This window comes from Cupriavidus basilensis, assembly GCF_000832305.1.
In the GTDB taxonomy this organism is placed as follows: Bacteria; Pseudomonadota; Gammaproteobacteria; order Burkholderiales; family Burkholderiaceae; genus Cupriavidus; species Cupriavidus basilensis_F.
In genome coordinates, this window is record NZ_CP010537.1 from 142122 (window position 1) to 162522 (window position 20401).

General features: G+C 63.5%; 20 protein-coding genes and 2 pseudogenes. 12 read left to right on the forward strand and 10 right to left on the reverse strand.

Features of this window, described 5'->3' with window-relative positions; all coding sequences use genetic code 11:
- Positions 1-135: 135 nt before the first annotated feature.
- Together RR42_RS21445 and tnpA are read right to left on the reverse strand one after the other, a co-directional pair.
- Positions 136-432 carry a hypothetical protein gene (locus RR42_RS21445; protein ID WP_043352830.1) on the reverse strand — a complete coding sequence of 99 codons (297 nt, stop codon included), beginning with the start codon at positions 430-432 and terminating at the stop codon, positions 136-138.
- Between the two features lie 679 nt (positions 433-1111).
- Complete coding sequence (gene tnpA / locus RR42_RS21450) at positions 1112-1534, reverse strand: IS200/IS605 family transposase (RefSeq protein ID WP_082055272.1); 423 nt, start codon at positions 1532-1534, stop codon at positions 1112-1114.
- On the opposite strand from tnpA, the gene RR42_RS21455 reads away from it, so the two are divergent.
- From RR42_RS21455 to RR42_RS21470, 3 genes are all read left to right on the forward strand, one after another.
- Positions 1490-2584, forward strand: a complete 1095-nt coding sequence (locus RR42_RS21455; protein WP_043357547.1) for an RNA-guided endonuclease InsQ/TnpB family protein — start codon at positions 1490-1492, stop codon at positions 2582-2584. The genes tnpA and RR42_RS21455 overlap by 45 nt on opposite strands.
- 36 nt (positions 2585-2620) lie before the next feature.
- Positions 2621-2836 carry a hypothetical protein gene (locus RR42_RS21460; protein ID WP_043352832.1) on the forward strand — a complete coding sequence of 72 codons (216 nt, stop codon included), beginning with the start codon at positions 2621-2623 and terminating at the stop codon, positions 2834-2836.
- Positions 2837-4009: 1173 nt separating this feature from the next.
- On the forward strand, positions 4010-4417 hold the full coding sequence (locus RR42_RS21470; protein ID WP_063778449.1) for a transposase: 408 nt from the start codon (positions 4010-4012) through the stop codon (positions 4415-4417).
- Between the two features lie 22 nt (positions 4418-4439).
- Here RR42_RS21470 and RR42_RS21475 read toward each other — a convergent pair.
- The 3 genes and pseudogenes from RR42_RS21475 to RR42_RS21485 form a co-directional block, all read right to left on the reverse strand.
- Positions 4440-5585, reverse strand: a pseudogene (locus RR42_RS21475) (porin).
- A gap of 165 nt (positions 5586-5750) precedes the next feature.
- Positions 5751-6701, reverse strand: a complete 951-nt coding sequence (yddG, locus tag RR42_RS21480; RefSeq protein WP_043352835.1) for an aromatic amino acid DMT transporter YddG — start codon at positions 6699-6701, stop codon at positions 5751-5753.
- Positions 6702-6821: 120 nt separating this feature from the next.
- Positions 6822-8186: pseudogene (locus RR42_RS21485) on the reverse strand (aldehyde dehydrogenase); the annotation flags it as partial.
- 515 nt (positions 8187-8701) lie between these two features.
- Here RR42_RS21485 and RR42_RS21490 point away from each other — a divergent pair.
- From RR42_RS21490 to thpR, 4 genes are all read left to right on the forward strand, one after another.
- The gene (locus tag RR42_RS21490) at positions 8702-8998 is read left to right on the forward strand and encodes a hypothetical protein (protein WP_043352837.1); all 297 of its coding nucleotides are present in this window, start codon (positions 8702-8704) and stop codon (positions 8996-8998) included.
- A 129-nt stretch (positions 8999-9127) separates the two neighbouring features.
- Positions 9128-10687 carry a DNA-3-methyladenine glycosylase 2 family protein gene (locus tag RR42_RS21495; RefSeq protein WP_236702263.1) on the forward strand — a complete coding sequence of 520 codons (1560 nt, stop codon included), beginning with the start codon at positions 9128-9130 and terminating at the stop codon, positions 10685-10687.
- Complete coding sequence (locus RR42_RS21500) at positions 10684-11217, forward strand: methylated-DNA--[protein]-cysteine S-methyltransferase (protein WP_043352840.1); 534 nt, start codon at positions 10684-10686, stop codon at positions 11215-11217. The genes RR42_RS21495 and RR42_RS21500 overlap by 4 nt, the downstream gene beginning before the upstream one ends.
- Positions 11218-11280: 63 nt before the next feature.
- On the forward strand, positions 11281-11850 hold the full coding sequence (thpR, locus tag RR42_RS21505; RefSeq protein WP_043352841.1) for an RNA 2',3'-cyclic phosphodiesterase: 570 nt from the start codon (positions 11281-11283) through the stop codon (positions 11848-11850).
- A gap of 41 nt (positions 11851-11891) precedes the next feature.
- Here the strand turns inward: thpR and RR42_RS21510 are convergent, their stop codons facing one another.
- Entirely contained in the window at positions 11892-12530 is a 639-nt protein-coding gene (locus RR42_RS21510) for a LysE family translocator (RefSeq protein WP_043352842.1), read from the reverse strand.
- Between the two features lie 123 nt (positions 12531-12653).
- Between RR42_RS21510 and RR42_RS21515 the strand changes: the two genes are divergently transcribed.
- Complete coding sequence (locus tag RR42_RS21515) at positions 12654-13592, forward strand: LysR substrate-binding domain-containing protein (protein WP_043352845.1); 939 nt, start codon at positions 12654-12656, stop codon at positions 13590-13592.
- Between the two features lie 226 nt (positions 13593-13818).
- Positions 13819-14568, forward strand: coding sequence for a flagellar brake protein (locus RR42_RS21520; protein ID WP_043352847.1), 750 nt, complete (start codon positions 13819-13821; stop codon positions 14566-14568).
- A 23-nt stretch (positions 14569-14591) separates the two neighbouring features.
- Here RR42_RS21520 and RR42_RS41640 read toward each other — a convergent pair whose 3' ends face one another.
- On the reverse strand, positions 14592-15689 hold the full coding sequence (locus tag RR42_RS41640; protein ID WP_043352848.1) for a diguanylate cyclase: 1098 nt from the start codon (positions 15687-15689) through the stop codon (positions 14592-14594).
- Between the two features lie 47 nt (positions 15690-15736).
- Positions 15737-16585 (reverse strand): IclR family transcriptional regulator domain-containing protein, encoded by an 849-nt coding sequence (locus RR42_RS21530; protein ID WP_043352851.1) that lies wholly within the window; start codon positions 16583-16585, stop codon positions 15737-15739.
- Positions 16586-17015: 430 nt separating this feature from the next.
- Here RR42_RS21530 and RR42_RS21535 point away from each other — a divergent pair, with 430 nt between their 5' ends.
- Entirely contained in the window at positions 17016-17537 is a 522-nt protein-coding gene (locus RR42_RS21535; RefSeq protein WP_043352852.1) for a hypothetical protein, read from the forward strand.
- 59 nt (positions 17538-17596) lie between these two features.
- Here RR42_RS21535 and RR42_RS21540 read toward each other — a convergent pair whose 3' ends face one another.
- Together RR42_RS21540 and RR42_RS21545 are read right to left on the reverse strand one after the other, a co-directional pair.
- Positions 17597-17947 (reverse strand): DUF1304 domain-containing protein, encoded by a 351-nt coding sequence (locus RR42_RS21540; RefSeq protein ID WP_043352854.1) that lies wholly within the window; start codon positions 17945-17947, stop codon positions 17597-17599.
- A gap of 48 nt (positions 17948-17995) precedes the next feature.
- The gene (locus RR42_RS21545) at positions 17996-18538 is read right to left on the reverse strand and encodes a cupin domain-containing protein (protein ID WP_043357554.1); all 543 of its coding nucleotides are present in this window, start codon (positions 18536-18538) and stop codon (positions 17996-17998) included.
- A 197-nt stretch (positions 18539-18735) separates the two neighbouring features.
- Between RR42_RS21545 and RR42_RS21550 the strand changes: the two genes are divergently transcribed.
- Positions 18736-19149: a hypothetical protein gene (locus RR42_RS21550; RefSeq protein WP_043352855.1), complete on the forward strand. Its 414-nt coding sequence runs from the start codon at positions 18736-18738 to the stop codon at positions 19147-19149.
- Between the two features lie 259 nt (positions 19150-19408).
- Positions 19409-20398 (forward strand): VTT domain-containing protein, encoded by a 990-nt coding sequence (locus tag RR42_RS21555; RefSeq protein WP_043357556.1) that lies wholly within the window; start codon positions 19409-19411, stop codon positions 20396-20398.
- Positions 20399-20401 lie beyond the last annotated feature (3 nt).

Consider the following 20401-nt stretch of genomic DNA (forward strand, 5'->3'; position numbering starts at 1 on the left):
AGCGGCAAGGCTGGCCCGGTGGCCGATTCTAGCTGTTGCCGCGCCCGCAGGGCCATGCAGCCGCGTTTTCCAACCAGTGCGCAGTGAATTTGGGAATTTTCTGCACCCTTCAATATCTATGGCAGCGCACTGGCATCATCCATCGCCACTCTCGTCCTCCGGCACATCCATCGCGGCGGCCAGCTCACTCAACACCAGCGTCTCGTGCGCCAGCACGGCCACCAGCGAAAGCAGATGGGCCTGGGTCTCTTCACCAAGGTTGCAGAAGGTGCCACCCGCCGCGTTCTCGACGGCAACCGACAACAACGCATTGAGCTGCGCGGTTTTTTCGGCGGCGAGGCTTAGCGGGCTTTCGGATGGCGCATGCGCGGTCAGGAAGGTATCGCGGCCCGTGCGTTGGGCGGTGATGTTGTAGCGCGGGTAGTTATACATCGAGCGCCCTCCGTTGGGAGGCGCGCAGGCGCTGGTGGATGACGGGGAGCTTGAGGGATGCGATTTGCCCGGAATGGGCGAGCGAAGACTGGGGCATGGGAGTGCCTCCTTCTTAAGCGATTTCGACTCCGCTCCCCGCTGCTAATCGGGGTGGGCGGGCGCATGGCGAGGTTAGCAGACCGGTAAGAAGGAACCAGCGAGCCCGAAGGCTCCCCCGCCAAGGCCCGCCCATAGGAACGTGCGAAGGCGCGACGGACAAAAACCGCCTGGCGGCGGTTGTCCGCCTTCCTAAACGGGCTGCTAAACCCGGCCGCTGTGGTTGCAGCGACGAGCGGAGTATAGCGTCGCGAAATGCAGCCTAACCCAGCCGCAACAAAAAGTCACACCCGCTGCACCATTCAAGAAATATTCATCGCAGATCCAGATTTGTCTCATTGATTCCGATGAGGAATTACGCGCAAATAGAGGGGCGAGTTTGCGCACAAGGCCCATCCTGAAAGAGAGCGTATGCAGGAAGACAAACAGTCCATCGACATTCGGGAGGCCCAACTCAACCATGAGGCGAAGAATTGCCTGCGTTGGCGACGAACTGGAGCGCGTTGTAGCGGAGGGCCTTGAATGCCCCAGGCACCTGCGCAAGCCCCGGAGTTCAGTCCGGGGTAAGCAGGGAATCTGGGGATTAGTGCGGTGCCTGCTGCTGCTCGATGTACTGCCGCAGGATATCCAATGGAGCCCCGCCACACGACGCCGCGAAGTACGACGGAGACCACAGCACGCCGCGACGTTTCAACCACGGATGGAAGTCCCCGAACTCCTGCCGCAGCAAACGGCTGGAAACGCCCTTGAGCGACGCGACGAGCGTGGATAGAGCCACCTTCGGTGGGTAGCTCACCAGAAGATGCACGTGGTCATGCTCGCCGTTGAACTCCACCAACTCCGCGTCGAAGTCCCGGCAGACACTTTCGAGAATTCGCCGCATCGCTTCAAGGTGCTCTTTCTTGAACATGTTGCGGCGATATCTTGCGTTAGTTTCGAATACAAAAATACACTTCGCGTCATGGGAACCGTAAAGACACTGAAGCTGCGCATCAAGGACAAGCACGCGAAAGCGATGCTTGCGATGGCACGCGACGTCAATACGGTCTGGAACTTCTGCAACGAAACCCAATACAGAAGCCTCAAGCGGTACTGCAACAAGCCGAAAGTCTGGTTGTCCGGTTTCGATCTCCAGAAGCTCACCGCTGGATTCAGCAAGTGCGAAGGCGTACACGTCGATTCGAGAACGATTCAGGAAACGTGCAAGGAATTCGCGACCCGGCTCAAGCAGTTCAAGAGACAGAGGCTGAACTGGCGCGTAAGCGACCGGAAGTCGCCGAAATACTCGCTCGGCTGGGTTCCGTTCAAAGGCGAAGGCATTAAGTACAGGAACGGGCAATTACACTTCAACGGGCTCAAGATCGGCCTGTGGGACTCCTACGGCCTGTCGAAGTACGAGCTTGGAGCGGGCAGATTCAATGAGGACTCGCGCGGGCGCTGGTACGTCAACATCGCGGTCAAGGTTGAGGTCGAAGAAAAGCGCGTGCCGGATGGAACAACCGCGCTCGGGATCGACCTTGGCCTGAAGACGGCGGCGACGTACAGCGACGGCTCCGAGTTCGCCATGCCGAAGTGGTATCGGCTGTCTGAGGCGGATCTGGGAATCGCCCAGCGGGCGAACAAGAAGCGGCGCGTGAAGGCTATCCACGCGCGCATCGCAAATCAGCGCAAGGACGCCATCCACAAGGAAACGACGGCGCTGGTCAAGAAACATGCAGCAATCTTCGTAGGCAACGTGAACGCGAAAGCGATGGCAAAGACGAGCATGGCTAAGTCCGTGCACGATGCCGCGTGGACGACGTTCAGGACACAACTCAAGTACAAGGCCATCAGGCAGTGTGTGGTGTTCGAAGAGGTCAACGAGGCGTTCTCAACCCAGACTTGCTCGTGCTGTGGCGTTATCCCGCCCAGCAGTCCGAAAGGTAGGGCTGGTCTTGGAATAAGGCAGTGGACTTGCTGTGCGTGTGGCGCGGAACACAACCGCGATACGAACGCCGCAAGGAACATCGCCCGCTTGGGACTTCAAGCGCTTGAAGAAGGAATCTCCGGGGTTTAGCCCGCAGAGGAAGTCAAGCCGATAACCCGGCAGCAGGTGACCATCGGCGCCATTGTCGTTTATGCCGCGGTGGCGTTCCTTCTGGCTGCCGTGCTGCTGCTGCTGGTGGGGTTGGTGTTTGTACTGGCGGCTCTAGCCCGGTGGTCCCCTGTCCGTTGGCGCATGCTCAGTGCCTACTGCATCGGGTTCGCACTGTTCGGCGGGGCGGTGGTCTTCGTGTCGCAGTGGATCGCCGCGCGTCTCCCATCGTGAACACAGCCGTCCATCGGCGATGGCTGGCTCGCGTGCCGCTGCCAACTCGACGGTAACAATTTTAACGCTGGCTCCAGTTGAAATTCGTACTTGTCCGATTTCAATCGTCGCCCTCCGTTGCTAGGCTGCGCAAGTTGTTGCATATATTCGGCGGCGCGAGCTGACGCTTACGCGTAACGGTCAGGGCTGCAGGTCGGTCAGTCTTCAACGGGGAAACGCTAATGCAAAACTACCTAAAGACTGATCTATCGCTTCATCACAGGACCATGAATCATGGCCGCGCTTATGACATCGCGCTCATCCAATGCATCGATGACTCGCACACCGATTGAATCAGTGATTCTCTGGATCGTTCGAGGCGATCAACTAAAATCCATAAACTAATAGATTCATTGATCAAGAACGACGTAATTTATTTTCTCTAAAACAAAGGTGAGCGAAATTGAATAAGAAAGAAAAAATTATATTCGTAACGAAGATCGTGTCGGTAACTGGATTTTTGTTTTTTTCGACGTTAATAATATTCTTTTTTATGCAGCCTCCTGAGACCGGGGTCGGGCTATTTGTTCTGGCAATCGCGCTCATTGCCTCATCTATTGCAACTATTTTATTTATAAATACAAATAAAAATTGTATATATGATTTTGTGATTGGTAGGGATTTCAGGCGTTTGGTTGACATTATCATCGGGTCAAGAAAGTAGTAACCGATAACTGACCAGCGGGGCGTAGGTTGAGAGAGCTAAGCGCTTCATGAGAAGCATCTCTATACTGCCGGGCCGAACATGAAGCGCAACATAGACGATAGCCGCATTGACGCCGCCGGAACTGACGAAGGAACAACGTGCCGAGTTCGAGGCTCTGGCGAGAAGCCGCCGTGATTGGAGAGCAAGAGACAGGTCCCGGACGATTCTGATGTTTAGCCTCGGCGTGCCAGCCAAGGAGGTAGCCAGGCAGCAGGAGTTGACGTTGGAGGCGGTGTACGAGAGGCGCTATCGTTGGTTGGAAAAAGGCATGGCGGCGCTGTCGGACGCGCCGCGTAGCGGTGCGCCGTCCTCGGGGAGTTGGTCGAGCAAGCCCAGCGTGGCGAAATCGAACTCGCCTACCTAGACGAAGCTGCCTTCACGCAAGCGCAGCCCAATCGAAGTGCCCGGACCCCAGTCGGGTCAAACACATGATTGAAGCCCGGCGCGGTAAGCGTCTGAACGTGGTCGGGGCACTGCTCTCCTCGGGAGGGCTGTTTGCAGTGAAATTGTGGGAGACGATGACTTCGGTGCTGTTCGTTGCATTTCTCGGCCTGCTGGTCGAACACGTCGGCAAGCCGCTGACCGTCATTCTCGACAATGCCTCGGTCCACACGGCCCGCGCACTACGGCCTTATCTCCGGCTGCTACAAAGGAAAGGCTTGACGTTGTACTTCCTGCCGCCGTACAGCCCGGAGTTCAATCGCATTGAGAAGCTCTGGCACAAGATGAAATACGAGTGGCGGGTCTTCAAGGCCCGCGACGCCAAAACCCTTGAAGCTGATGTCGATGTAATCATTCATGGATTTGGGACAGCCTACAGATTCACTTTTTGTTGAAAGATTAACCATCCCTACCTTCTTAAAAGAAATGGCGAACTCCAACACGGAACAATAGCTGATTCCGATTGGAAGAGACATTTGCGGCGCCGGCTACGTAGGCGACATCGAGAACGGAGCCGGTCGCATCACCACCAACATGCTGATACACCCCTTGCAGGTAGACATCGGTCCGCTTCGAGAGGAGGTAATCCGCCATCAGCCCGATCGAATGGTAGGTTGGATGCTGCTTTCCTGAGGTTGTGTTGAAGTCGGCGCGCGTATAGCTGTACATCGCGCCCAGCCAATACGACGCGCCAAACTGGTATTTGGCATTGACCTCGATATTCTGGAAGCGCAGCGAAGACGGCTTGCCCACCGCCGGAGCGATCGGACCAACATAGCCTGAGCTTTGAGGATCGTTGACGTCAGTATTGGAATAGGCGAGTCCCAAGGCTGCCTTGCCGATGGTGTACGCCGCGCCGGCGCCAAAGATCCTCAGCCGGCTACCGAGCAGGTTCTGGTCTCCGCCATTGTTGATCGCGCCGTAAGACGTGGCAGAAGGATTGTCAGCTTGAAGGTAGGCGGCGGACAGCAACAATCCGCCAGCCGTGTATTGGCCCCCAACGCTAACCAGCCGATTGTTTGAGATCCTCACATCGTCACTGAAACCGTACATTGCCCCGAACTTCAAGCCACCTAGCGGCGGGCTGGCGTACTTGACAGTGTTGTTTGTCCGGAACGTGTTGATCAGGTTGTCGTTGTCGTACGGGTGGGCGAACATGTATCCGCCCCAGGTGCCACCGGCAGAGTTCTGTGCAAGGAAGTCCACCACGGAATCGTACTGACCGCCAACTGTGAGTGCGCCCAGCGTGTCACTGGACAATCCCATGTATGCCTGACGTCCGAACAGAAGCCCGCCCTGGAACGCCCGCCCGGTATCCACGTCGAACCCGTTCTCAAGCTGGAATATGGTCTTGACCCCGCCGCCGAGATCTTTGGCCCCCTTGAGCCCCCACCGACTACCGTGCGGAAATCCGCTGGCGAGCGCGACCTGGCTGTGGCCGCCAACGTTATTCGTATAGTTAAGCCCCTAGTCGAGCACGCCATACAAAGTCACCGTGCTCTGTGAGACTGCTGGCGCAGCCATGGTGCACAAAACTACTGCGACGAACAATCGCATCTTCATTTTCGTCTCCCGGAACATATTCTTGTCCTGATCGTTTGAGGATGTTTCGATTGCGACGTTGCTCACGCTGATCGTTCGGCGAAGCCAACGGAATCGGGTGACAAGCGGGCGATCTCAGCCGATGGCTGACCGCTTGCGTGGAGTCGAGCGTCAGTCCAGATGAACTCACTGTCCGTGAGCGCGCTCCTGCTCGTGCGAATCGGCACGGTCCGACGGGGAAGAGGCACCTGAACGTCGCCCCCGTGTTGCCAACCAGCACAGGATCGACCCCGCGCACACCATGGATGCGCCTTTCCAGAAGCCGAGCGAAAGTGGGGTGCGCAAAAGCGTGGCCGCCAGGGCCGCAGAAAGCACCGGGATAAAGTACGAAGCGCCGGCGAGGACAGTCACGTTGCCATGCAGGATGCCTACATTCCAGGCCGCATAGCCGAAGCCCATCGCGCAAGCGGCCATCGCAAGGTAGATGATTGCTCCATAACTGAAATCCATCGCACCGCCGCCTGCGGCGAAATATTTGATCCACAGGGCCAATGCCGTCAGCATGAAGAACAGCGTGATGCCGTTCCTGCCTTCAGCAATCCTGCTGGTGACCGTGCAATAAGCGGCCCAGATCAACGCACCGCAGAACGCCAGCCCATAGCTCAGAGGATTGTCCTTGATGTTCGCCGCCATTCCGGCGAAGTCCAGACCTTGGTCGCCGCCAAGCACCATGCAGATCCCGAGGACGGAAACCAGGAAGCCGGGAACGATCAAAAGGTTCGACTTTTGATTGTTGAATGCAATGGCCGACAGCATCGTAAAGGTCGGCCACAAGTAATTGACCATCCCCACCTCGATGGCCTGCCTGCTGCTGTTGGCATAGCCAATGGACAGAGAAAGGCACAGCTCGTAGGAAACGAACAGGATGCTTCCCCAAACGAGATAGCGCCGGGGAAACGTACTCATTCTGACAAAACCAACCGAGAAGAAGAGCAAAACGGACGCGGCCGTGTAAATCATGGCGGCGCCACCGACGACCCCGAGGCTTTGACTGACACCGCGAATCAGACCGACGATCGAACTCCACAATAGAATGGCGATGAGCCCGATGAGTGTTGCCTTTTTTTTGCTTTGCATAACACCTGCTTGCACTGACATGTCGATCTGAAAGGGAATCCGATTCGTTTTTGGCACACATGCTCAGCCGCAGTCAACCTAATCTTGTCATGGCCGGGCCGAGCATGGTTTGTCTTTCACCTATTTGACCGCTGCGCGATCCGGCACGTCTATCCAGATGGTCTTGATTTCGGTGTACTGGTCGTGTGCCCAGATCGACTTGTCGCGCCCACCGAAGCCCGACTCCTTGTAGCCACCGAAGGGGGTGGTAACGTCACCCTCCCCAAAGCAATTGACCGTAACGACACCTGCGCGGATTTCTCGCGATAGCCGGATGGCGTTGTTCAGATTGCTCGTATAGACGGACGCCGCCAACCCGTAGACGGAATCGTTCGCCAACGCGATGGCCTCTTCCGTGCTGGTGAACGTCGTGACCGACAGGATCGGACCAAATATCTCCTCCTTGAACAACCGGCTGTGCTGGCCCACGCCATCGACCACAGTCGGCTCGACAAAGGTCTCTCCTTCAGTACCCCCACCAAAGGCCACACGCAGATTTTCGGCATTGGCCAGTTCGATATAGGACTGACCCTTCCGGAAATGCGATTCGCTGACTAGCGAGCCGATGCGGTGTTCCGGGTCAAGCGGGTCGCCCATCTTCCATTCACGCAGGTGAACGCCGATATGTGCCAGCAGATTATCCTTGACCTCGGCATGGACGATCAGGCGCGACGATGCCGAGCAATTCTCCCCCATGTTCCAGAAGGCACCATTGACGACGTGCTGCGCCACGACATCGATATCTTCGACGTCGTTCATCACAACCGCAGGGTTTTTCCCGCCGCATTCCAGCACGATGCGTTTCAGGTTTGAGTCCGCAGCGTACCTGAGAAACAGCCGGCCAGTGTCCGTCGAACCGGTGAAGCTCACCATGGACACATCCATATGCTTGCCCAGCGGTTCGCCAACATCCTTGCCGCCTCCGGGTAGCACGTTGAATACGCCGGCAGGCACCCCCGCTTCGTGGGCCAGTTCGGCCACGCGCAATGCGGTCAGCGTGGTCTCCTTGGCGGGTTTGACGATGATCGAACAGCCGGCTGCCAGCGAGGGGCCGATCTTCCACGCAAGCATCAGCAACGGGAAGTTCCACGGCAGGACGAGCCCGACCACCCCAATGGGCTCGCGGACCACCAGAGACAGGGCATTCGATCCTACTGGTGCCGTGCTGTCGTAGATCTTGTCGATCAGTTCGGCATGCCAGCGAATCGTATGGATCGTCTCCGGCACGTCAGTGGCCTGACATTCCCGGATTGGCTTGCCACTGTCGAGGCTTTCCATGACCGCCAGCTCATGCGCGTGCTGCTCGAGCAGATCGGCGAAGCGCAGCAACGTAGCCTTGCACTGCGCCGGCGAGCGGCGATGCCAGCGTCCATCCTCGAAAGCGGCCTTGGCCTTCGCCACCGCGATGTCCACATCAAGAGCATCGCAAGCGGTGATCTCGGGCAGCTACAGCGGTGGCAGCAGCGTGAAGGCGAGCGATCCAAACCTCGGGCCGGTGCAGCCCACGCACGTTACGGCTGACGGCGGGCAGGATCGATCTGGTACTTGTAGCCGTTGGCTAGCGTAGCGGGTGTGACTTTTTGTTGCGGCTGGGTTAGGCTGCATGGCGCAACGCTATACTTCACTCGTCGCTGCAACCACAGCGGCCGGGTTTAGCAGCCCGGATGACAGAGGCGGACAGCCGCCACCAGGCGGCGTTTTTGCATCCGTCGTGCCTCTGCACGTCCTTATGGGCGGGCCTAGGCGGGGGAGCCTTCGGGCTCGCCGGTTCTCTGTCCCGGTCTGCTAACCCCGCCTTGCGCCCGCCCACCCCGATTAGCAGCGGGGAGCGGTGTCAAAGTACGCTGACAGAGGAGGCACTCCCATGCCCCAGTCTTCGCTCGCCCATTCCGGGCAAATCGCATCCCCCAAGCTCCCCGTCATCCACCAGCGCCTGCGCGCCTCCCAACGGAGGGCGCTCGATGTATAACTACCCGCGCTACAACATCACTGCCCAACGCACGGGCCGCGATACCTTCCTGACCGCGCATGCGCCATCGGAAAGTCCGCTAAGCCTCGCCGCCGAAAAAACCGCGCAGCTCAATGCGTTGTTGTCAGTCGCAGTCGAGAACGCGGCGGGCGGCACCTTCTGCAACCTTGGTGAAGAGACCCAGGCCCATCTGCTTTCGCTGGTGGCCGTGCTTGCGCACGAGACGCTGGTGTTGAGCGAGCTGGCCGCCGCGATGGATGCGCCGCAGGGCGAGGGCGGCGATGGATGATGCGAGCGCGCTGCCGTGCTGCCGCTGTGCAGGTGGTCTTCGTGTCGCAGTGGCTGGCCAATGCACGCCGCAGAGCCAAATGTCCGAATCCAGCTAGTCCTGCTCTCGCAACGGAGTAGCATGCTGGCTATGAAACTCGATCCGGATACCTGCTACAAGGCCGTGGCTTCGCACGACCGCCGCTTCGACGGGCGCTTCTTCGTGGGCGTGTCGTCCACTGGCGTCTACTGCCGGCCGATCTGCGCGGTGCGCACGCCCAAGCGCGAGAACTGCACGTTCTACGACAGTGCTGCCGCGGCCGAGAAGCAGGGTTTCCGGCCCTGCCTGCGCTGCCGGCCCGAGCTGGCGCCGGGACACGGGCTGGCCGACCTGTCGGGGCGCCTGGCCCAGGCCGCGGCCACGCTGATCGACGAGGGCTTCATGGTGGATGCCGGCGTGGCCGGGCTGGCGGCGCGCATCGGCATTACCGAGCGCCACCTGCGCCGGCTGTTCGATGCGCAGTTCGGCGTCTCGGTGCTGGAGTATGCGCAGACGCAGAGGTTGCTGCTGGCCAAGCGTTTGCTGACCGATACGGGGCTGACCGTGACCGACGTGGCGCATGCCGCTGGCTTTGGCAGCGTGCGGCGCTTTAACGATGTGCTCAAGACGCGCTACGGGCTGACGCCCATGGCCATGCGCAAGCGCGCCGCCGACAATGTGGCCGACGAGCTGGTGTTCGAGCTGGGCTACCGCCCGCCGATGGCGTGGGCCGCGTTCCTGCAGTTCCTGGGCGTGCGCGCGGTGGATGGCATCGAGCAGCTTGGCGATGGCACCTACGCGCGCACGCTGGCGATCGACAGCGGCGGCCGCACGCATGTGGGCTGGCTGCGGTTGGAGCACGTCGCGCGCCGTCATGTGATCAGGGTGACGTTGTCCGGTTCGCTGGCGCACGTGATTCCGCAGGCGCTGGGCCGCGTGCGGCGGTTGTGCGACCTGGGCTGCCGGCCCGATGTGGTCGATCAGCATCTGGGCCCGCTGGCTGCCGAAGCGCCCGGCATGCGCTTGCCGGGCGCGGTGGATGGCTTCGAGATCGCCGTGCGCGCGGTGGTGGGCCAGGTGATCTCGGTGAAGCACGCGCGCACGCTGCTGGCGCGGCTGGCCGAGCGCCACGGTTTGCCGCTGGCGCAGCCCATGCCGGCGCTGCGCGTGACGTTTCCCGGCGCGGCTACGCTGGCTGGCGTGCCGCCCGAGGCCTTGCGTGAGATCGGCATCCCGCTGGGCAAGGGCCGGGCCATTCATGCCATCGCGGCCCGCGTGGCGGCGGGCGCGCTCAAGCTGGAGCCTGACGCTGCGCCGGAAGACACCATGGCGCGCCTGCGCGAGGTGGAAGGCGTGGGCGACTGGACCGCGCAATACGTGGCCATGCGCGCGCTCGGCTGGCCGGATGCCTTTCCTGGCACCGACTATGTCTTGCGCAAGGTGCTCGGCATCGCTACCGTGCGAGGCATGAACCAGCATGTCGCGCAGTGGGCGCCGTGGCGCGCCTACGCCGCCGTCCACCTGTGGCGGCGCTACGAGGAACACAAGCCGGATAAGCCGGATAAGCCGGACAAGTCGGACAAGTCGGACAAGTCGGACAAGTCGGACAAGTCGGTACGAGGCGACAAGACAAGGGACACAACCAGCGACACAACAAGGAACACACCATGATTGCCTACCGCATCGTCGCCAGCCCGTTGGGCGAAGTGCTGCTGCGCGTCGACGGCGCGCGCTTGAGCGGGCTGTTCTTCTCCGGGCAGAAGTACTACCCGGCGGCGGCCACGCCTGACACCAACTTGCCCGCCGCCGCGAAGCCCGTCTTCGAGCAGGCCGCCGATGAACTGGCCGACTATTTCGCCGAGCGCCTGCAGGTCTTCACGGTCCCCATGGTGCTGGGCGGCAGCCCGTTCCAGCACGCGGTCTGGCAGGCACTGTGCGAGATCCCGTTCGGCGAGACCACGTCATATGGCGAACTGGGCGCCGGGCTGGGCCTTGCCCCCACCCATGCGCGCGCGATCGGCGGGGCGGTGGGGCGCAACCCTTTGTCGGTGATCGTGCCTTGCCATCGCGTGCTGGGCGCCAGCGGCGACCTCACTGGCTATGCCGGTGGCACCGAGCGCAAGCGCGCGCTGCTCCGGCTCGAAGGCACGGCCGCGGCCATGGCACTGCCCATCCTGCGTCAGTCGGCGTTGGCATGTTGAGCCAGCGGCATCGCGCCGCTGCGCTTGACCACCCGCGCCAGGCCGTCACGGGAGGTGGGACCGATGGCACGTTTGTTCGTGGCGATTGAGGTACCGCCAGCGCTGGCGGTGGCGTTGCTGGCTCGCGTGCCGCGCGTGGCTGGCATCCGGGCGGCGGCACCGCATCAGGTCCATCTCACGCTGCACTTCCTTGGCGAGCAGGACGACGCCACGGCGGCGTGCATCGAGCGGGCGCTTGGGGCCGTGCGCGGCGCGGCCTTTGCGCTCACGGTGAAAGAGGCTGGCTATTTTCGCGGGCGGCGGGCGAGTGTGCTGTGGGCGGGCGTGGCGCCCCATGCGGCGCTGGACAGCCTGCATGCGCAGATGGCGCAGGCGCTTGCCGGATGCGAGGGCGCGACGTTACCGGATGCTGGCGCGCAGCAGCATGCGCGCTTCCATCCTCACATCACGCTGGCGCGCTGCGGGCCTGCCGTGGCGGATACCGCGCTGCAGGCATGGCGCGACGCGCAGGCCGGGCTGGTGTGCGAGCCGTTCCCCGTGGAGCGCTTCATCCTGTATCAAAGCCACCTGCGCGCGGGCGGCGCGCAGCATGTATGCCGGCGTGCGTATGTGCTGGACCCGGCGGCAGGCTGATGCCGCCGGCAAGGGCCGGCAAGGGCCGGCAAGGGCCCGCGTTATGCCAGGTTGCCCAGGCCAAGCGCCACCCCAAGCGCCAGCAATACCGAGCCAATCACCCGATCCAGCCAGCGCTGGCGCCGCAGCATGGCGGCGCGCAACGCGGGCGTGGAAAAGCAGCACGCAATCAGGCCAAACCAGGCCAGGTGCGCCAGCGACATGAACAGGCCATAGCCGAACTGCACGGCCAGCGGCGTTTGCGCATTCACCACCTGCGTATAGGTGCTGACCACGAACAAGGTGGTCTTGGGATTGAGCGCATTGGTGAGAAAGCCCATCTTGAGCGCGCCGGGCGCTGTCAGCGCAGGGGTGCCCGCATCCGCGCCGAGCGGCGGCGCATTCGGGTCCGGCGCGCGCTTGCGCAAGGTCTGGATGCCGATCCAGATCAGGTAGGCGGCGCCGAGCAGTTTCACCACCGTCAACAGGTTGTGCGCGTGCTCCATCAACAACGCCACGCCAAACATCGTGTAGAAAACGTGCACCTGTACGCCAAGGGCGATGCCGAGCGCGCACAGCAGCCCGGCCTTGCGGCCATGCACGAAGCTGTTGCGCATCACCATGGCGAAGTCGGGGCCCGGGCTGATCACGGCCAGCACGGTGATGGTGGCGACGGCCAGCAGTTCGGTGAGAGGGTGCATTTGTATGAAGATCCTTGACCGGAAAGAAATCGGGTTTCAGGCATTCTCTGCGCTGATATGTGGCGCCACAACCGATTTATACTTGTGCAAATCCGTGAGAAAAACTGACACATCAAGGCAAGCATGCACTGGCTGGGCGGAATCCGTTTCTTCGAAGCCGCGGCGCGGCACCAGAGTTTCATGCGGGCTGCGGACGAACTGCACCTGACCCACGGCGCGGTCAGCCGCCAGATTCGCCAACTGGAGGAGGCGCTCGGCGTGACGCTGTTCGAGCGCCGCAACCGGGCCGTGTTCCTGACCGAGGCGGGGCATATCCTGCATGCTGCCGCCACGCAGTCGCTCGACGTGCTGGGCGCGGCCGCGCAGCGCATCCGCGCGCATGGGCAGCCCAGGGCGCTGGTCTTGTCGTGCGAGCCCACCATCGCCATGCGCTGGCTGATTCCCCGCCTGCCGCGCTTTACAGAGTCGCATCCGGAGGTGACGCTGCACCTGATGGCCGCTGGCGGTCCGGTGGACTTTGCGCGCAGCGGCGTGGACCTGGCGCTGCGCCGCAACGATTTTCATGTGGGGCCGGAACTGCATGCCCATGAAGTTGCCGAGGAATGGGTGGGCGTGGTCTGCCGCGCCGGGGCCAGCGCCGGGGCATCGTCGCACCGGCTGCATACGCGCTCGCGCCCGGATGCCTGGCAGCGCTGGGCCAAGGCCGCTGGCGGCGCGCAGCGCTTTGGCGCGGACGCCTGGTACGAGCATTTCTACCTGACCATCCAGGCCGCCGCGGCCGGGCTTGGCTGCGCGATCGCGTCGCGCCTGATGGTGGCCGACGAACTTGCCGATGGCCGCATCGCCGCGCCGCGGGGCTTCGTGCGCGACGGATCTTGCTATCAGTTGCTTTCGCCAGTGGCGTTCGAGCACGATGCGCGGCGTCGCGCGGTCAGGGACTGGCTGTGCCAGGAGGCGCAAGCATCGCTCGGCGCGGATCCGGCGCAGGTGGCCGCATCGCCACATCCTGTGCGCGGGGCCAAGGGCGCGGCAAAACGCGGTGGGCGCAAAGACGGCAAATGAGGCGCGAACCCGCCCCGGCGGGCTACCCCACGGAAGTCTGGCTCAAGTTTTGCCACACTTCGCCGTTGTTCAAACAAGAGCTTGCGCAGCAGCAGGCGTCGCGCTTAACATGCGGCGCTAGCCGCTCGCCCCCGCTTGCATCCGGGTGCGTGCGGCAGCCCGAATTCCCCCGTCGCAAGCCAGTCTGGCGCGACGCAGGCCTCTCTCAGACGTTTGCGTGATTTTCATGAGTCTCCAAGATTCCCCGGAGCAATCCGAGCTTGACGCCGGCGCGTTGCCAGACGACCGCTATCGCCTTACCCATTCCTCGCAGATTGGCACCGTGCTGCGCGACCTCGCCTGGCAGAAGTGCATCCTGAACGTGCGCGCGCGTACTGCCCACGAGATGGTCACGTCCGTGCTGCATGTGGATCCGGCCAGCCGCACCTTTGTCTTCGACTGGTGCTCCACCGAGCCCGAGCGGCAGGCGCTGCTGGCCTCCAACGAGAATGCCTTCTCGGCGTCGCTGCGCGGGGTGCCCGTGAACTTCATGATCGGCACGCCCGAGATCACCCAGTACAAGGGTGGCCCGGCATTTTCCGCGCCGTTCCCGGAGAAGCTCTATCACTTCCAGCGCCGCCGTCATTTCCGCGCGCGCACGCTGGTTACCAAGGGCTATGTCTGCACCATCAAGATGAGCGACGGCACCGCGCTCAAGCTCGATATTGCAGATCTCTCGCTCTCGGGCGTCGGGTTGCGCTCCAAGACCGTGGACGCCACGCAGTTGCCGGTGGGCACCACCATCTCCGGCGTGCATCTGGATTTTGGTGCGCTGGGCAAGCTGGACCTGAGCGTGCAAGTGGTGGGCCACTGGCTGGCCGGGCGCGATGACAGCGCCATTCACCATTTCGGCTGTGCGTTCTCCAACCTTGACGGCCGCATGGAGAATTTCCTGCAGCGGCTGGTGTTTGCGCTGGAGCTTGCCAGCCGCGGCTAAGCGCATCTGGCCGCCGTTTTCGCTCAACCCGCGCTGATGCGAATCCGGTTGCGGCCGGCGCGCTTGGCTTCATAGAGCGCGCGGTCCGTGTGCGCCAGCCATTCGTGGTGGCCCGCCATGCCGGCGTCGAAGGCGGCCACGCCAAGGCTGGCGGTGTGGCCACGCAGCGCGGCAATGCCCGCGCCGGCAGCTGTGCCCGGCTGCAGCGAGCGCGACAGACGCTCGGCCATTTCCACCGCCTGCGTCAGGCTCGCGCCACTGAGCAGCACGCCAAACTCCTCGCCGCCGTATCGCCCCACCAGGCATTGCCGCGTTTCACCGCGGGCCGCCGTGCCGTGCTGCGCGGCGTGCTGCATTACCAGCGCGGCAAAGGCCTTGAGCGCTTCGTCGCCAGCCAGGTGGCCATGGGTGTCGTTGAGCTGCTTGAAATGGTCGATGTCGAGCAGCACCAGGCTGGCGGTGCTGCGCCTCCCGGTCTTGCAGGCCTGGAATTCCGCGGCCAGCATGGCTTCCCAATAGCCCCGGTTGAGCACGCCGGTGAGGCCGTCCAGGCGGCTGTTGGCCTCGATCTGCTTGCCGTGCGCGGCCAGGCGGCGGGAGATGCTGTAGGTGGTGCGCCCCAGCGCCAGCGGGTAGAGCACCAGCATCGGCAGGCTGGCGACGATGGTGGTGAGGTTGGCCTGCGGATGCCAGGCCGCGCCGAAGGCCACGATACCTGCCAGCGCCCCCGCCAGGTGCCACCCCAGGCCATGCAGCAGCAGGCGCGTGCCGCCCGCCGCTACATTGTTCATGCTCATCATCGCCAGGATCAGCACGCTTGGCAGCAGGTTGAATTTCATGGCCGCGGCCCAGACGCCGCCGAGCACGGCATCGATCATCATGTTCTGGATTTCCGCACGGAACGGCACCTCGCTGCGCCTTGAGCGCCAGGCAGCGACGTGCGGCCAGGCAAAGCCGTGCAGGAAGACCAGCGCCAGCAGCCAGCGCGGCACGCCCGCTTCCAGCATGGCCGCCGCCACCGCAAAGAACCCGATCGCCAGCCCGATGGCGCGCATGGCGTAGACCCGCCGGACAAAACGCATGCCCTTGCCTGCCAGCGGGTTAAGGGTGCTTTGCGCCATGCGTGTGCGGTTCCTTGTCGGTTTTGGTTTCAGGCGGCTCAGGCAGTTCAGGCGGCGATCAGCTTGCCGATCGCCACTGCCGCTTCGCGCATCGGCGGCAGCAGGCGCGAGATCATCTCTGCTTCCGATACCTGCGCCGCGCGCACGCTGACACTGATGCCCGCCATGACGCTGCCCGAGATGCCGCGCACCGGCACCGCGATGGCGCGCAGGCCGGGTTCCAGCTCTTCGTCGATCAGCACATAGTCCAGTTCGCGCGCATGCGCAAAGCTGGCCTCCAGCTCGGCCCTCGAGATCTTGGTCTGCAGCGTGCGCGGGCGCAGGTCGACGTGATCGAAGAAGTCTTCCAGCGCCGGCTCGGCCAGGTGGGCCAGCAGCATGCGGCCGATCGATGTGCAGTACGCCGGCAGCCGGCTGCCCATGCCGAGCGAATAAGTGAGCACCCGCTGCACCTCCGAGCGCACCAGGTAAAGGATGTCGGTATCGTCCAGGATGGCCAGTGCCGAGGTCTGCTGGATGCGCGTGCTCAGCGCGTCGAGGATCGGCTGGGCCAGCGACACCAGCGACGTCGACGAGAAATAGGCATGGCCCAAGTGCAGCACGCGCGGGCGCAGCGCGAACTGGCCGCCTTGCTGGCTGACGTAGCCAAGCTGCTCCAGCGTGTACAGGCAGCGCCGCACCGAGGCACGCGAGAGCTGGGTGCGCTGCGCCACCTGGGAAATGGTGAGCGGGCGCTTACGCTCGGAGAAGGCTTCGAGCACGCTCAGGCCACGCGCTAGCGACAGCATGAAATTCGGGTCGCCGGCAAAACTGTTGAGAAGGTCGGCCTGGGGGCGGGCGACGCGGACAGTGGCGGCCGTTGCCTGGCCAGGGCTGCTGGGAATGGGGGCGTCCATGTGGGCGAGTGCGCGCGGGTTGTTCGATAATCGCGCATCTTAAACCGGCTGGGCTCCTCGGGCCAGCGCTTTTGTTGCGACCGATCCCCATTTTGGTGCGGGGATCGGGTTGGCCGGCTAAAAAAACGTCGCCGTCTCAAGGGAACGGCGACTGGAAGGGTGTGTCATCAAGACGGGGGTCCCGGCGACACGTCCAGCATAGGACGTGACCGTTAGACATTAAATACAACTTCCGAGGGGATTCATGTCTCGCCATGTCTCAGCCGCCGGGCGCGCGTGGCGCCTGGCGCCCCCCGCCGCCCCCTGCCGTGACGGGGCGGGTAAAATCGCGCCCTTGATGCCGCCGTCCCGGTCCGTCCCCGCCAAGCATTGCGTGGCGGGCCCGGCCAGCGCCCGCAGCCCACCGCGCAGCCCCGAATTGAAGCCAGCCATGACCCATCAGCCCGAACTCTCCCCCGAAGCCGACGACCCGGACGCCGCCGGGGACAACGCAGAAAAGATCCAGGAGCCGCGCCTGTGGCGCGCCGACGGCTGGACCGCCCGCGTGATCAAGAACGAGGACGATGACGGCTGGGCCGTTGCCATGATCAAGGACGGCGAGCCCGAGCCCGCCCTGGTTGGCCCATGGACCATGGGCCGCGACAAGAAGAACCCCAAACCGCTGGACACCAACGCCTTCTCGACGCTGGTCAAGACCGCCTCCGAAGTGCTGCGCCGGCACGAGCAGCAACTGCATGCCATGCTGCACAAGAGCGTGATCGTCGACACGGATACGGCGCGCATCAGCGTGACGCTCGACATCGTGCCCGACGAAGACAATCCCTTCGCGGTGCTGCGCGCCACCGACGAGCTCGGCGACGAACTGGCCCAGGTGCGCGTGTCGCCGGGCTTCAAGCTGAGCAAGGCCAGCGCCGCGGACTGGATCGAGAACGCGTACCGCAAGCCGCGCTGAGCGGCCAGGAGAACGCTCGCACAGCGCGGTTGAACAGCGCCGAGGCCGAGCTTGCCGCCTCAGGCCAGCAGCACCAGTGCGATGGCGATCGCCGCCGGCAGGCCCTGCACCCACAGGATCTTGCGGCTGGCCGTGCAGGCGCCGAAGATGCCGGCCACCAGCACGCAGCACAGGAAGAACAACTGCACCGGCACCGCGGCGGTGGCCAGGCCCCACAGCAGGCCGGCCGCGAGAAAGCCGTTGTACAGCCCCTGGTTGGCCGCCAGCGCCTTGGTGGCGACGGCGAATTCCTGCGTTAGCCCGAAGGCCCGCATGCCCTTGGGCTTATCCCACAGGAACATCTCCAGCACCATGATGTAGACGTGTTCCAGCGCTACCAGCGCGACAGCTGCAAGGGACAACCATGTCATGACGGAATTCTCGGCAAGGGAAAGTAGGGGAGGGGGCGTTTTGCTGCGCTAGCGTTTCGGCGCAGGGGCAAGCCGCGCGATCAGCGCGGCATGGCGCGGGTGCGATGCCAGCAGGCTGCCGGCATCGGCCAACTCGAACTCGCTGAACTCAAAGCCCGGCGCCACGGTGCAGCCCACCAGCGAGAAGCCATCCGGATCGCTGCGCTCGGCGGCGAACCAGCAGCCAGCCCTGACCACGGCCTGGAACACCGCGTCGTCATCGGCGAGCGCGTTGCCCAGCCGGTGCGTGGTGAGGCTCCCGTCTTGGTCCAGCACATGCACGTTGAGCGGGCAGCCCGCGTAGAAGTGCCACACCTCGTCGGAGCGGATGCGGTGCCAGGCGGAGTAGGCGTTGTCGCACAGCAGGTAGTAGATCGCCGTGGAGGCGGCATGTGTGGCGGGATTGCCGGCCCCCTCACTCGACTGACGCAACACACGCGCGGCGTCGCGATGGGTCTCGCGGTAGTAGCCGCCTTCCGGATGCGGCTGCAGGCCGAAGCGCTGGATCAGTTGGTCTTTGTCTTTGTGTTGCGAGTCAGGTCGGGCAGGCATGCGTGGCGCTCCGGGATCGGTAGCCGCCATCATGCCCGCTTGCCGGCGCCGTAAGCAACCAGCGTCCTTGTGCATCCACGCCGCGCTGCGCAGCGTATCTGGTTTAACCGCGCGATTCACGTGTGGCCGGACCAGCGCAAGGCGCTGCTCCCCTGCAAGCCAGCCGCGATCCGCCGATCGCCCTGAAGGAGATTGCCATGACCCGCCATTTCTTCAAGTCCTTGATGACTTCGGCCGCACTTGCCAGCATTGCCGCCACGGCGGTTCCGGCGCAAGCCGCTGGCCCCAGGGATAGTGCCGTGTCCGGGGATCGCTACGGCTACGTCTTCCATGCGTCGCGTTTCGATGTCTATAGCGATGGCGCGCGCCTGGACCCGGCTGCCGCTGCGGCGACGGGCGCGGATGCCAGCCGCCGGAGCAAGCCGGATCCGTTCTCGGACGGCGCGCGCAAGCTGGCTGGCATGGACCGCGGCGGCGTTTCCGCGGATCCGTCGCGCACGGTTGATCCGTTCTCGGACGGCGCGCAAAAGCTGGCCGGCATGGACCGCAGCGGCCCTTCCGCAGATCCCGCGCGCAAGTTCGACACCTATCAGGACGGCGCGCATGCCTGACCATCGGTGCAATAACCGGGGCAACAACCGGGGCAACAACCGGGGCAACAACCGGGGCAACAACCGGGGCAACAACCGGAGCGCTGGCCCGCGGCCTCGCAGGCGCCTCGTTCAGGGTTTTTGAAGTTTGCATGCAAGTCAACGCACTGCACCGCGCCACCTTGGTGGCACACTACTGCCTATGCCCGTTGGCGCGAGCATCCTCGCTTGCGCCGATTACCTTGCGGGGGCGAAAACGGCCATAGTGCGGGAGATCGGTGTGGGTGAATTGCAGTCCTTGCTGGAGAGCCACGGCGTGATGCTCGTGTTTCTCAATGTGCTGGCCGAGCAGGCCGGGCTGCCGGTGCCGGCCGTTCCGATGCTGTTCGTTGCCGGCGCGCTCGGCATGCGCGAGGGCGGCCCGGCGCTGGGTGCCGTGCTGGCGGCCGTTATCCTGGCCTGCCTGATTGCCGATACGGCCTGGTACTTCGCCGGCAAGCGGCTCGGGCAACCCATGCTGCGCACCATCTGCCGCGTTTCCATCTCTCCTGACAGCTGCATCCGCCAGACCCAGTCGCTGTATTTGCGCGTGGGTCCGCGCTCGCTGGTGTTCGCCAAGCTGCTGCCGGGCGCCGGCGCACTGTCCACCGCCATGGCTGGCATGACCGCCACGCCGTTCGCGGTGTTCCTGTTCTACGACGCCATCGGGGCGCTGGTGTGGGCCGGCGGCGCGTTGCTGGTTGGCGTGGTGTTCACCGATTTTGTCGAAGTCATCCTGAACGCCTTCAGCATCTATGGCCCGGTGGCCGTCATGGTGGTGCTGGGCGCCTTCGCCGCCTTCGTCGCGTGGAAGTTCTGGCGGCGCGTGCGCCTGTTGCGCCGCACCCGGCGTGTGCCCCGCATGTCGGTGGAGGAGCTCGAAGCGCGCCGGCTAGGCGATCGCTTCCCGCTGGTGCTCGACGTGCGCAGCGACGCGGTGGAGCGGATCCCCGGCGCGACGATCATCGACCTGAATGCGCCGCTGGAATTACTCTCCGAGCATCCGACCAGCATCGACATCGTGGTCTACTGCGCCTGCCCGCATGAGGTATCGGCAGCGGTGCTGGCGGAACGCCTGAAGGCGGCCGGCTACGCCAATACCTGGGCGCTGGCCGGCGGCTTCGACGAATGGAAGCGCCTGCATGGCGAGGCATCGCAGGCCACTGCCACCGAGGGCGATGCCGCGGTGGCGCTTGCGTCACACGCGGGCGGTCCCGGCGCGCTGCGCTAGCGC